A 12,359-nucleotide genomic window follows, 5' to 3' on the forward strand; every position below is an offset into this window, starting at 1 on the left:
ATGTGCGGCATTGCCGGATTCATCCTGGCTCAGGGGCGGCGTCCCGAGCCTGAGCTGCTCGACCGTATGGCCGAGCGGCTCGCGCATCGCGGCCCGGACGACCGGGGCCGTTATTGCGCCGGGCCGGTCGGTCTGGTGCAGACGCGACTCTCGATCATCGGACTGGAGAGCGGTCATCAGCCGCTGCTGTCGGCGGACGGGCAGCTTGCGCTGGTCGCCAACGGCGAGGTCTACAACTACATCGAGCTGAACGCTGAGCTAAGCGCGCTCGGCCGGCCGCCGCGCACCGGCTCGGATTCTGAAACCATCCTCAATGCCTATGCCGCGTATGGACTCGACGCGCTCGACCGACTGCGCGGGATGTTTGCCTTTGCGCTCCATGATGCGCACACCGGACGTCTGATCCTCGGACGCGACCGGCTCGGCATCAAGCCGCTGTTCTATGTCCGACTGCCCGACCGCATCGCCTTCGCCTCCGAGATCAAGGCGCTGCTGGCGATCCTGCCCGAGTCGCCCCGGATTCAGCCGAGCGCGCTGCGCCGGTTCCTGCAAAACCAGTTCGCCGGCGGTGAGGAGACGCTGATCGACGGCATCCGGCGCGTCCCGCCGGGCACGGCACTGCTGATCGACGCCGATCTCAACATCCACCCGCATCGCTACTGGTCGGCGCTGAATGTGAAACCGCGCCGGATCGATTTCGACGAGGCACGCGCCCAACTCGACGCCCTGATGGACGACGCCATGCGCGAGCATCAGCGTTCGGATGTGCCCTTCGGTCTGTTCCTCTCCGGCGGACTGGATTCGGCGGTGCTGGCCGCCAAGCTCGCCGAACAGGGCGCGGGACACATCAAGAGCTATTCGATCGGCTATCGCGGCACGAGCATGGCGCATGAATTGGACGAGGCCGCGTGCGTGGCGGCGCATTTCGGCTTCGACCATCGGCCGCTCGAACTGGATCTGCCCAAGGTCTTCGGACGCCTGCCGCATACGGTCTGGTGCGCCGACGAGCTGATGCGCGATTACGCCTGTCTGCCGACCTCGATCCTGGCCGAGACGGCGGGCGCGGAGCTGAAGGTGGTGTTCTCGGGCGAAGGCGGGGATGAGGCGTTCGCCGGTTACGGGCGCTATCGCCCACCGCTCGCTGAGCGGCTGCTGAAATCGCTGCTGCATCCGGGTAGCGGCGGCTTCCGCACCCGTGGCCAGTGGGCCGGACGCTGGACACGACGCCTGATGGGACCGGCACTACGGGCGGTCGCCGACGCCGATCGTGCCCCGGTGCTAAGTGCCTGGCGCGAGACGCCCCGAAACTGGTCGGACATGCAGCGCCGCCAGTACACCGACCTGGTCACGGCCCTGCCCGACAATTTGCTGGTCAAGACCGATCGATTGCTGATGGGCTTCGGGCTGGAAGGGCGCGTGCCCTTTCTCGACCATCGGATCGTCGAGTTCGGGCTATCGCTGCCGGATGATCTCAAAGTCCGCCGACATCAGGGCAAATGGCTGGTCAGACGCTGGGCCGAGCCGAAACTGCCGCCCGGCCATCTGGAGCGGCCCAAGCGCGGCTTCCATGTCCCGGTCGGCGACTGGCTGCGTGGCGATCTGGCCGCTGAGGTCGGGCAACGGCTGGCGCGCAACACAGGCGTGCGCGACTGGTTCGAGGTCAGCGCCATCCCCGAGCTGGTCGCCGCGCGTCAGTCCGGACGCGGCGGCGGACGCGAGCTGTTCGGGCTGATGCAGTTCGCCATCTGGCACCGGCTGTTCATCGAACAGCCAGGACTCAAGCCCTCACCGGACGAAGAACCGCTCGATTGGATCTAAGCGCGATCCTGAACCAGCACCCAGGGCTTGACGACCACCGCCCAGACCTCGGCGTCGGCCTCCAGCCAGACGCGCGCCTGGTCGTCGCTGACCGGCGCCAGACGGCCCTGCTCCAGGTCGGCGGCGATGGTCCGGGCCTCATCACGCGAACAGCGCAGCGCCAGCTCGACCAGATCCAGTTCCGGCGCGACCGCGATCACCCGCCCCTGAGCGAAGAAACGTTGCAGCTCGCGCCACGGGAGACGGGCCGTCTCCTGATTGATCCTGGCCCGCTCCAGTGCGTCCGTATACTCAAGCGGCCTTGTCGCTGACATCGCCGGCATCCGTCGCGGTTTCAGGAGTCTCCGACGTCGTCGAAGCCGAAGTCGAGGCGGCCTCACCATCCTCCGCCTCGCCGGACGACTCGGTCAGCGGCTCGTGCACCAGGATCAGCCCGGCCAGCGGCGGTAGTGAGATCAGCAGCGAATGCGGACGCCCCATCCAGCTCACCGGCTCCGCCGTCACCCCGCCCTGATTGCCGACATTGCTGCCGCCGTAGAGCTCGGCATCCGAATTGACCGCCTCGCGATAGAACCCAGCCTCGGGCACGCCGATGCGATAGTTGGTACGCGGCACAGGCGTGAAGTTGAACACCGCCGCGACCAGCGTCTTGCCGGCGCGATCCTTGCGGATGTAGCTCAGGACCGACTGCGAGCTGTCGTGACAATCGATCCACTCGAACCCGGCGGCGTCGAAATCGACCTCGTGCAGCGCCGGAAGCTCGGCGTAGATCCGGTTGAGATCCGCGACCAGCTTGTGCACGCCCTGATGCGGCGGACGCTCCAGCAGCTCCCAGTCGAGCTGACCGGCGAAGTTCCATTCCTTGCCCTGAGCGAACTCACAGCCCTGGAACAGCAGCTTCTTGCCCGGATAGCTGAACATGAAGGTGTAGAGCAGCCGCAGACTGGCGAACTTCTGCCAACCGTCGCCCGGCATCTTGTCGAGCATCGACTTCTTGCCGTGCACGACCTCGTCGTGCGAGAACGGCAGCACGAAGTTCTCGGTGAAGGCGTAGAGCAGCCCGAACGTCAGCAGATCGTGATGGAAATGACGATAGATGGGGTCTTTCTGCATGTAGGACAGGGTGTCGTGCATCCAGCCCATGTTCCACTTCATGCTGAAGCCCAGCCCGCCGAGATAGGTCGGACGCGACACCGCCGGCCAGGCGGTCGATTCCTCGGCGATCATCAGCGTGCCGGGGAACTGCTCGTGCGTGACCATGTTCAGCTCGCGGATGAAATCCACGGCCTCCAGGTTCTCGTTGCCGCCGTACTTGTTCGGGATCCATTCACCGGCGTTACGCGAATAATCGAGATAGAGCATCGAGGCCACGGCATCGACGCGCAGACCGTCGATGTGGAATTCCTCCAGCCAGTAGAGCGCGCTGGCCAGCAGGAAGTTACGCACCTCGTTGCGCCCGAAGTTGAAGATCAGCGTGCCCCAGTCCTTGTGCTCGCCCAGACGCGGGTCGGCGTGCTCATAGAGCGCCGTGCCGTCGAAGCGTGCCAGTGCATAGGCATCCTTTGGGAAGTGCGCCGGCACCCAGTCGAGCAGCACGCCGATGCCTTCGCGGTGGAAGTGATCGACGAAATAGCGGAAGTCGTTCGGCGTACCGAAACGCGAGGTCGGGGCGAAATAACCGGTGCACTGATAGCCCCAGGAGGCATCGAGCGGATGCTCGGTGATCGGCATCAATTCGATATGCGTGAAGCCGAGTTCCTTGACATAGTCGGCGATCTCGTGGGCCAGCACCCGATAGTTGAGGAAGTCGCCCTCGGGATCGCGCCGCCAGGAGCCGAGATGGACCTCGTAGACCGACATCGGCGCCTGCTGCCAGTTGGTCCTGGCGCGCCGTTCCATCCAGTCGGCGTCGCCCCAGTCGAAGGCGCTCTCCACGGCGAGCAGTCCGGCGGTCTGCGGACGCTTCTGGAACGCCTGGGCATAGGGATCGATCTTGATGTGGATATGGGTGGCGCGGTCGCGGATCTCGTATTTGTAGAAACCGCCCGGCTCCAGCCCTGGGATGAACAGCTCCCAGACGCCCGAACCGCCGCGCACCCGCATCGGATTGGCGCGTCCGTCCCAGGCGTTGAAATCGCCCACCACGCTGACCCGCTCGGCATTCGGCGACCAGACGGCGAAGCGGATACCGGGCACGCCCTCGACCTCGACCGCGTGCGAGCCGAGGATGCGGTAGATGTGCCAGTGCTTGCCCTCGCCGAACAGATGCAGGTCGAGATCGCCCAGCAACGGCGGGAAGCAATAGGGATCGTATTGGACATGGGTAAGGCCGTCGGCATCCGTCCATTCGACCTGGAAGCGTTGCGGCAACTGTTCGGCCTCGCCCTCCCAGACGAAGAAATCACTGCCCTCGATACGCTCCATCGGCGCGTCGGGTTCGACCAGTCTCACCTGCTCGGCCTGGGGCAGGAAGACGCGCGCGACCGCTCGCCCGTTGTCCTCATGGCGTCCGAGAACCTCGAAGGGATCGTGGTGACGCGCCTCGACGATACGCTGCAAGGGTTCCGGGAGCTTGGGGGCAGAGCTGATCGCGTTGGCCATGTCGTTCCTGTACCTCTGGGGATTGGAATACGCGGGGATGGTATCATAAGGAGGTTCCCAATCCTTTGCAGGCCGTCGTCAAACAGGAGGAGCCATGCCCCACACCAACCCCAGGTTCATCAGCCGCCTGACCCGCAACACGCTGGCGCTCATCCTGGCCGGGGGGCGTGGCTCACGTCTCAAGCAACTGACCGCCTGGCGTTCCAAGCCGGCGGTGCCCTTCGGCGGCAAGTTCCGCATCATCGATTTCCCGCTCTCCAACTGCATCAACTCCGGCATCCGGCGTATCGGCGTGCTGACCCAGTACAAGGCCCATTCGCTGATCCTGCATATCCAGAAGGGCTGGGGCTTCCTGCGCGGCGAGTTCGGCGAGTTCGTCGAGCTGTGGCCGGCGCAGCAGCGCGTGGCCGAGACCGCCTGGTATGCCGGCACGGCGGACGCGGTGTTCCAGAATCTCGACATCATCCGCGACCATGATCCCGAATACATCCTGATCCTGGCCGGCGATCACATCTATAAGATGGACTATGGCGCCATGATCGCCCATCACGTCGAGACCGGCGCCGACATGACGGTCGGTTGTCTGGAGGTCGATGTCGAGCGGGCGCGTGAGTTCGGCGTCATGTCGGTCGACAGCGACGGCCGGGTGCGCCGCTTCGCCGAGAAGCCGGCCAATCCCGAGACCATCCCCGGACAGCCCGAACGCTGCCTGGCATCGATGGGAATCTATGTGTTCAATCGCGGTTTTCTATTCGAGCAGCTGTTCAAGGACGCGGACATGCCGGGGTCGAGCCATGACTTCGGCAAGGACATCATCCCCAACGTCATCAAACTCTATCGGGTCATGGCCTATACCTTCCGCGATCCGCGCAGCGGCGATCAGGCCTACTGGCGCGATGTGGGCACGCTGGATGCGTTCTGGGAGGCCAATCTGGAGCTGATCGGCGTCACGCCGCCGCTGAATCTCTATGACCAAAACTGGCCGATCTGGACCTATCAGGAGCAGTTGCCGCCGGCCAAGTTCGTGTTCGACGACGATGACCGGCGCGGCATGGCGGTCGACTCCATGGTCTCGGGCGGCTGCATCATCTCGGGCGCGACGGTGCGCCATTCGCTGCTGTTTTCGAACGTGCGAGTGAACTCTTACAGCCAGGTGAGTGACTCAGTGATCCTGCCGGACGTGGAGATCGGGCGAAACTGCATCGTGCGCAAGGCGATCGTCGATCGTTTTTGCCAACTGCCAGAGGGCACGCGGATCGGACTGGATCCCGAGGCCGACCGGCGTGCCGGTTTCCATGTGAGCGAGGGCGGCGTCACCCTGGTGACGCCCGAGATGCTCGGGCAGGACGCCAATCAGGTTCGCTGAGACCCTGTTCGTTTTCAGCGTTTCGTCACGGATTCCATCATGAAGATCATCTTGAACGGAGCACCCCGCGAGATCGCCGACGATATGCGCGTGTCGGAGCTCGTCGAATATCTGGAACTGCTCGGCCAGCGCTTCGCCATCGAGGTCAATGCCGAACTGGTGCCGCGTAGCCGCTTCGCCGAGCATCGGCTCGCCGTCGGCGACAGGGTCGAGATCATCCAGGCCGTCGGCGGCGGGTGAGTCGAGCGCGCCGTCGTTTCCAATACCCAATTTCCGAATCGCCACCTCTAGAGTCATTGCATGTCCACACCCGCCCCCACTTCCGATCGTCTCATCATCGCCGGCAAGGACTACGGCTCGCGCCTGCTGGTCGGCACCGGCAAATACAAGGACATGGACGAGACCGCGCAAGCCATCGCCGCCAGCGGCGCCGAGATCGTCACCATCGCCGTGCGCCGCACCAACATCGGCCAGAACAGCGACGAGCCGAACATCCTCGACGTGTTGCCGCCGGATCGTTACACCATCCTGCCCAACACGGCCGGCTGCTATGACGTCGACACGGCCGTGCGCACCTGTCGGCTGGCGCGCGAGCTGCTCGACGGTCACAACCTGGTCAAGCTCGAAGTGCTCGGCGACGAGAAGACGCTGTTCCCCGATGTCATGGCCACGCTCAAGGCCGCCGAGATCCTGGTCAAGGACGGCTTCGAGGTCATGGTCTATACCAATGACGATCCCATCGTCGCGCGCGAGCTGGAGGCGGTCGGCTGCGTGGCTGTGATGCCGCTGGCGGCGCCGATCGGCTCGGGGCTGGGCATTCGCAATCCGCTCAACATCCGCACCATCGTCGAGAATGCCAAGGTGCCGATTCTGGTCGATGCCGGTGTGGGCACGGCTTCGGATGCGGCGGTCGCGATGGAGCTGGGCTGTGACGGCGTGCTGATGAACACCGCGATCGCTGCCGCCAAGAATCCGGTGCTCATGGCGAGCGCCATGCGCAAAGCGATCGAGGCCGGGCGCGAGGCGTTCCTGGCGGGGCGGATGCCGGCCAAGCGTTTTGCCTCGGCGTCTTCGCCGATCGAAGGGTTGTTCTTTTGAGCCGGACGGCGATGGAGGATGTCACCGACGGACACCCGCGCCGCGCCATCCGTAGCTTCGTGCTGCGCGAAGGGCGTCTGACGGCGGCCCAGGAGCGCGCATTCAGTGAACTCTGGCCGCGCTTCGGCCTGGACTGGACGCCGGGCGCGCCGCTCGATCTCGCGGCGCTGTTCGGCAACGACCGGCCGGTGGTGCTTGAGATCGGCTTCGGCAACGGCGAATCGCTGGCCGAGATGGCCGAGCGCGATCCGGAGCGCAACTGGCTCGGGATCGAGGTCCATCGTCCGGGTGTCGGTCATCTGCTGCTGGAGATCGAGCGGCGGGGTCTGACCAATCTGCGCGTGATGCGTCACGACGCCGTCGAGGTACTGCGCGAAGGGATCGAACCGGGCGCGCTGGAGGCCGTGCAACTGTTCTTCCCCGATCCCTGGCCGAAGAAGCGTCATCACAAGCGGCGGATTCTGAGTCCGGAGCTGGTCGGGTTGCTGGCGCGCGTCATTCGTCCTGGCGGGATCTTCCATGCCGCGACCGACTGGGCGCACTATGCCGAGCAGATGCTCGAGGTGCTCGACGGCGCGGCGGATCTGTTCGAGAACACCGCCGGAACCGGTGCCTATGCGCCCCGCCCGGCTTTCCGGCCGCTGACCAAGTTCGAGCAGCGCGGCGAACGGCTCGGGCATCCGGTCGCCGATCTCATCTACCGGCGGCGCTGAGGCGGCATCCACATGGCTAGCCTGCGACTCGACGGACTCTCGCATCGCACGCTGGCGCCCGTGGATCTCGCACTCGCGGCCGGCGAGCGGGTGTTCGTCTCCGGCCCGTCCGGGTCGGGCAAGAGCCTGCTGCTGCGCGCCATCGCCGATCTCGACCCGCATCAGGGCGAGGTCTGGCTCGACAACGAGCCGCGCTCGCGGATGGCCCCGCCCGTCTGGCGACGGCGGGTCGGGCTGCTGCCGGCCGAGTCGTTCTGGTGGGCCGAGACGGTCGGGGCGCATCTGCCCGCGATCCAGGCATCGGACCCGGATTTCGAACGCTTGAGCGGCCGGCTGGCCGGACTGGGTTTCGAGCCGGATGTGCTCGACTGGTCGGTCACGCGGCTGTCGACCGGCGAGCGCCAGCGTCTGGCGTTGGTTCGGCTGCTGGCGCAAGGCCCGGCGGCACTGCTGCTCGACGAGGCGACCGCCAACCTCGATCCAGCCAACCGCGATCGGGTCGAGACCCTGGTCGAAACCTATCGCGGCGAACAAAAGGCGTCCGTGCTCTGGGTCAGCCATGATCCCGAGCAGCGCGCACGCCTTGGCGGTCGTGCTTTCGTCATCCGCGATGGACGCTTGGAGCCTGAGACCTGATGGACGCGAACGCCCCCGCCAACCCAACCATCGGCCTGATCGAACTCTCACCCTGGGATCTGTCGCTGGCCTCGCTGCTGGTGCTGTTGTTGGCGGCCCTGTCCTGGCGACTTCGGCTCGGCGTCGAACGGCGCGTGCTGATCGCCGCCGCGCGCAGTGCGGTACAGCTCACCCTGGTCGGTCTGGTGCTCAAGCTGCTGTTCGCCCAGACCAGTCTGCCGCTGATCGGACTCATGGCCCTGGTCATGCTCTCGGTCGCCGGTTTCGAGGTCATGCAGCGCCAGACGCGCCGCTTCGGCGGTCCCTGGGGCTACGGCATCGGCGCCGTGTCGATGTTTCTGTCCTCGTTCAGCGTCACCCTGCTGGCGCTCAGGGTCGTCATCGGGGTCGAACCCTGGTATCAGCCGCAATATCTCATCCCGTTGCTCGGGATGCTGCTCGGCAACACCATGAGCGGCGTGGCCATCGCGCTCGACAACCTCACCCGCCATGCCTGGGAGTCGCGCGGCCAGATCGAAGCGCGCCTGCTGGCCGGTCAGGATTGGGAGCAGGCCATCGAACACATCCGGCGCGAGGCCCTGCGCTCGGGACTCATCCCCATCATCAATGCCATGGGCACGGCGGGACTGGTCAGTCTGCCGGGCATGATGACCGGCCAGATCCTCGCCGGCAGTCCGCCGATGGACGCGGCCAAGTACCAGCTGCTCATCATGTTTCTGATCGCCGCCGGCACCGGACTCGGCGCGATGGTCGCCGTCTGGATGGGCTCGCGGCGCCTGTTCGACGAGCGCCGGCGACTGCGGCTCGATCGACTGAAACCGGCTTGATCAGCACGCGCTTTAATTGAGTGTTTTAATGCATTAAATGCAAGCCCCGGCATTCTCTTGGATCTCAACTTCAGCTAACGTGACGGTTATGTTGCGCTGCATCATGGGCCAGATCGGCCCAATCGCGGCGATCGGCGTCCGCACCGCCGTTGGAGACCAAGAACCATGTCCGCTTCGACCCATTACGACGTCCTGATCGTCGGCGCCGGTGTCACCGGCACCGCCCTGCTCTATGAACTGGCCAAGTTCACGGATCTCAACCGGCTGTGTCTGATCGAGAAATACGACAGCGTCGCCCGCGTCAACTCGCACGCCCACAGCAACAGCCAAACCATCCACTGCGGCGACATCGAGACCAACTACACGCTCGACAAGGCCCGTGTCGTCAAGCGCACGGCCTATATGGTCATCAACTACGCCACCAAGCTCCAGGCGCGCGATCGCGACCGTATCCTCTTCCGCATGCCCAAGATGCTGCTCGCCGTCGGCAAGGATGAATGCGATCTGGTGCGCAAGCGCTATGAGAGCTTCAAGGAACTCTTCCCCCGGATGCAGCTCCTGGAGCGCCAGGACATCGCCGACCTGGAGCCGAACGTCGCCCTGGTCGACGGCGCTTGGCGCAAAGAGGAGATCGTCGCCACCGGGACCCCGGACGAGTATTGCGCAGTCGATTTCCAGGCGTTGGCCGAGTCCTTCTCGCGCGAATGCGTGCGCATCGAACGCAGTTCCAGCAAGCAGATCAGCCAGCTCTTCTCGACCAAGGTCGACCGCATCCGCCGCGTCGACGACGGCTATCTGGTGGAGACCAGTCGCGGCCCGCTCCAGGCGCGCGCCGTAGTGGTCTGTGCCGGCGGGCACTCGCTGCTGATGGCCCAGGAGATGGGACTCGGGCTGGAATATTCCTGTCTGCCCGTGGCCGGCTCCTTCTATTTCGCTCCCGAGGCGCTCAACGGCAAGGTCTACACGGTTCAGAACCCCAACCTGCCCTTCGCCGCCGTGCATGGCGACCACGACGTCAAAGAGCGCGGCAAGACCCGCTTCGGACCGACCGCGCTCATGCTGCCGATGCTCGAACGGCGCAATCCGGAATCGATCCGCGAGTTCTTCAAGGTGCTGCGCTTCGACCGCCAGGTGGCGGGTGTGGTCTGGGATCAATTCAAGGTCCGTGACATCCGTCACTACATCCTGCGCAACTTCCTCTACGAGGTGCCGCATCTCAACCGACGTCTGTTCGTCAAGGAGATCCGCAAGATCGTGCCCTCGATGACGGTCGAGGACATCCACTATGCCGAGGGCTTCGGCGGCATCCGGCCGCAACTGATCGACAAGGCCGCGCGCAAGCTGCGCATGGGCGAGGCCAAGATCAGCGATGGCCATGGCATCATCTTCAACATGACCCCATCGCCGGGCGGCACCAGTTGTCTGGGCAGCGGCGAGAATGACATGCGCACCCTCGCCCGCCATCTGGGTGCGCGCATCGACGAAGCGGCCTTCGAGCGCGAGCTGCTGATGGGACACGAGGACACGCGCGCGCCCGCGTCGATCCTGACCGAGGACGCGGCCTGAAGCCGCCGACCGAAGCAGGCCGGCATCCGACCGGCCCCATCGATCTTCACGCCTTCAATCCTTTCAATTGGGTTTGAAGACCCCGGCTCGACTTGGCGTACCGGCTTCCGGTGGGTATCTTGCACGGTGGCCCGTGGGGCCGTCCTTCGAGGACGCACCAGGGCCGTCGACGCACAGTCCCACGCGCGCGGCTTGTTCACCGCCGCGTAGGAACCGCCCACTGCTCCCACGAGAGGCCCGCTTCATGCCCCCCGTTCAACGTCTACTCATCGGACTCTTCGCCTTACTTGTTCCGACCCTGGCCCTGGCCAGCGGTGAGACCGCCGTCCTCCAGGCCATCGACCTGACCGACCACACCGTCGGTTATCTCGCGCTCCTGATCTTCGGCATCGCCTACGCCCTGGTCATGGCCGAGGAATTCCTACACCTGCGCAAATCCAAGCCGGTCATCATCGCCGCCGGCCTCATCTGGTGCTTGATCGCCTACGTCTACATCCAGCAGGGCCAGCCGCACGCGGCCGGCGAGGCGGTGCGCCACAACCTGCTCGAATACGCCGAGCTGATGCTGTTCCTGCTGGTCGCCATGACCTACATCAACGCCTTGGAGGAGCGGCGGGTCTTCGATGCACTGCGTGCCTGGCTCATCAACAAGGGCTTCGGCTTGCGCACGCTGTTCTGGATGACCGGCACCCTGGCCTTCTTCATCTCGCCGGTCGCCGACAACCTGACCACGGCGCTCCTGATGTGCGCGGTGGTGATGGCCGTCGGCGGCGACAACCGCACCTTCGTTACCCTGTCCTGCATCAACATCGTGGTCGCGGCCAATGCCGGCGGCGCCTTCAGCCCCTTCGGCGACATCACGACGCTCATGGTCTGGCAGAAGGGCGTGCTCGATTTCTTCACCTTCTTCAAGCTCTTCGTACCCTCGCTGGTCAACTATCTGGTGCCGGCGATCCTCATGTCCTTCGCCGTGCCCAACATCAAGCCCGAGGCCCAGGACGCCAGCGCACACATGAAGCGCGGCGCACGCCGGATCATCGTGCTCTTCGTTCTGACCATCGCCACGGCGGTGAGCTTCCACAACTTCCTGCATCTGCCGCCTGTGATCGGTATGCTCACCGGGTTGGGTTATTTACAGGTCTTCGGCTTTTTCCTGCGCAAGACGCATCAGAGTTGGCACCAGCGCAACAGGGATCGCGCCGCACTGGTCGGCGACATGACGCCATTCGATGTGTTCAACAAGGTCGCGCGCGCCGAATGGGATACGCTGCTGTTCTTCTATGGCGTGGTGCTCTGCGTCGGCGGACTGGGTCAGATCGGTTACCTCTCGCTGGCCTCGGAGCTGATGTATGAGCAATGGGGACCGACGCTGGCCAATGTCGCGATCGGCGGCCTCTCGGCCATCGTCGACAACATCCCGGTCATGTTCGCAGTGCTGACCATGATGCCGGAGATGAGCGAAACCCAGTGGTTGCTGGTGACGCTGATGGCGGGTGTCGGTGGTTCGCTGCTGTCGATCGGCTCGGCGGCGGGTGTGGCGCTGATGGGACAGGCGCGCGGTACCTATACCTTCTTCGCGCATCTGGAATGGACGCCGGCGATCGCGCTGGGCTTCCTGGCGAGTATCGCCGTTCACTTCTGGATCAACGGTTGAGGTGACGGACCGTTAAGCCGCCGGATCGCAAGCGGGCATGGACAAATGCTCCGCTTGCGATTATAATTCCTCGCTTATCG

At 64.8% G+C, this 12,359-nt stretch carries 11 protein-coding genes; 9 read left to right on the forward strand and 2 right to left on the reverse strand.

All coding sequences use genetic code 11. The features are described 5' to 3' along the window. Positions 1-1,818 carry an asparagine synthase (glutamine-hydrolyzing) gene (gene asnB / locus Atep_RS12570; RefSeq protein WP_213378838.1) on the forward strand — a complete coding sequence of 606 codons (1,818 nt, stop codon included), beginning with the start codon at positions 1-3 and terminating at the stop codon, positions 1,816-1,818. On the opposite strand, the gene Atep_RS12575 is transcribed toward asnB, so the two are convergent. Both Atep_RS12575 and glgB read right to left on the reverse strand, forming a co-directional pair. After that, a complete protein-coding gene (locus Atep_RS12575; protein ID WP_213378839.1) occupies positions 1,815-2,132 on the reverse strand; it encodes a DUF2288 domain-containing protein in 318 nt (105 codons plus the stop codon). The genes asnB and Atep_RS12575 overlap by 4 nt on opposite strands. Then, positions 2,110-4,419, reverse strand: a complete 2,310-nt coding sequence (glgB, locus tag Atep_RS12580) for a 1,4-alpha-glucan branching protein GlgB (protein ID WP_213378840.1) — start codon at positions 4,417-4,419, stop codon at positions 2,110-2,112. Before glgB ends, Atep_RS12575 begins: the two co-directional genes overlap by 23 nt. Before the next feature lie 94 nt (positions 4,420-4,513). Here glgB and glgC point away from each other — a divergent pair, with 94 nt between their 5' ends. The 8 genes from glgC (at position 4,514) to nhaD (ending at position 12,279) form a co-directional block, all read left to right on the forward strand. Then, entirely contained in the window at positions 4,514-5,785 is a 1,272-nt protein-coding gene (gene glgC, locus Atep_RS12585; RefSeq protein ID WP_213378841.1) for a glucose-1-phosphate adenylyltransferase, read from the forward strand. A gap of 39 nt (positions 5,786-5,824) precedes the next feature. Continuing rightward, on the forward strand, positions 5,825-6,025 hold the full coding sequence (gene thiS / locus Atep_RS12590) for a sulfur carrier protein ThiS (protein ID WP_213378842.1): 201 nt from the start codon (positions 5,825-5,827) through the stop codon (positions 6,023-6,025). Positions 6,026-6,085: 60 nt separating this feature from the next. Beyond that, positions 6,086-6,883 carry a thiazole synthase gene (locus Atep_RS12595; RefSeq protein ID WP_213378843.1) on the forward strand — a complete coding sequence of 266 codons (798 nt, stop codon included), beginning with the start codon at positions 6,086-6,088 and terminating at the stop codon, positions 6,881-6,883. Positions 6,884-6,894: 11 nt separating this feature from the next. Next, the gene (gene trmB / locus Atep_RS12600; protein WP_213378844.1) at positions 6,895-7,596 is read left to right on the forward strand and encodes a tRNA (guanosine(46)-N7)-methyltransferase TrmB; all 702 of its coding nucleotides are present in this window, start codon (positions 6,895-6,897) and stop codon (positions 7,594-7,596) included. A gap of 12 nt (positions 7,597-7,608) precedes the next feature. Then, positions 7,609-8,232, forward strand: a complete 624-nt coding sequence (locus Atep_RS12605) for an ABC transporter ATP-binding protein (protein WP_213378845.1) — start codon at positions 7,609-7,611, stop codon at positions 8,230-8,232. Between the two features lie 29 nt (positions 8,233-8,261). Further along, positions 8,262-9,059, forward strand: a complete 798-nt coding sequence (locus tag Atep_RS12610; RefSeq protein WP_213381662.1) for an ABC transporter permease — start codon at positions 8,262-8,264, stop codon at positions 9,057-9,059. 165 nt (positions 9,060-9,224) lie between these two features. After that, positions 9,225-10,625 (forward strand): FAD-dependent oxidoreductase, encoded by a 1,401-nt coding sequence (locus tag Atep_RS12615; protein ID WP_213378846.1) that lies wholly within the window; start codon positions 9,225-9,227, stop codon positions 10,623-10,625. Between the two features lie 244 nt (positions 10,626-10,869). Further along, the gene (nhaD, locus tag Atep_RS12620) at positions 10,870-12,279 is read left to right on the forward strand and encodes a sodium:proton antiporter NhaD (RefSeq protein WP_213378847.1); all 1,410 of its coding nucleotides are present in this window, start codon (positions 10,870-10,872) and stop codon (positions 12,277-12,279) included. The last annotated feature ends 80 nt before the right edge of the window (positions 12,280-12,359 follow it).

Source organism: Allochromatium tepidum (assembly GCF_018409545.1).
GTDB lineage: Bacteria > Pseudomonadota > Gammaproteobacteria > Chromatiales > Chromatiaceae > Thermochromatium > Thermochromatium tepidum_A.

Coding starts and splice junctions, on each gene's coding strand:
- asnB (WP_213378838.1), top strand. CDS start 1: ATGTGCGGCATTGCCGGATTCATCCTGGCTCAGGGGCGGCGTCCCGAG.
- Atep_RS12605 (WP_213378845.1), top strand. CDS start 7,609: ATGGCTAGCCTGCGACTCGACGGACTCTCGCATCGCACGCTGGCGCCC.
- nhaD (WP_213378847.1), top strand. CDS start 10,870: ATGCCCCCCGTTCAACGTCTACTCATCGGACTCTTCGCCTTACTTGTT.
- Atep_RS12615 (WP_213378846.1), top strand. CDS start 9,225: ATGTCCGCTTCGACCCATTACGACGTCCTGATCGTCGGCGCCGGTGTC.
- trmB (WP_213378844.1), top strand. CDS start 6,895: ATGGAGGATGTCACCGACGGACACCCGCGCCGCGCCATCCGTAGCTTC.
- glgB (WP_213378840.1), bottom strand. CDS start 4,419: ATGGCCAACGCGATCAGCTCTGCCCCCAAGCTCCCGGAACCCTTGCAG.
- Atep_RS12575 (WP_213378839.1), bottom strand. CDS start 2,132: ATGTCAGCGACAAGGCCGCTTGAGTATACGGACGCACTGGAGCGGGCC.
- glgC (WP_213378841.1), top strand. CDS start 4,514: ATGCCCCACACCAACCCCAGGTTCATCAGCCGCCTGACCCGCAACACG.
- thiS (WP_213378842.1), top strand. CDS start 5,825: ATGAAGATCATCTTGAACGGAGCACCCCGCGAGATCGCCGACGATATG.
- Atep_RS12595 (WP_213378843.1), top strand. CDS start 6,086: ATGTCCACACCCGCCCCCACTTCCGATCGTCTCATCATCGCCGGCAAG.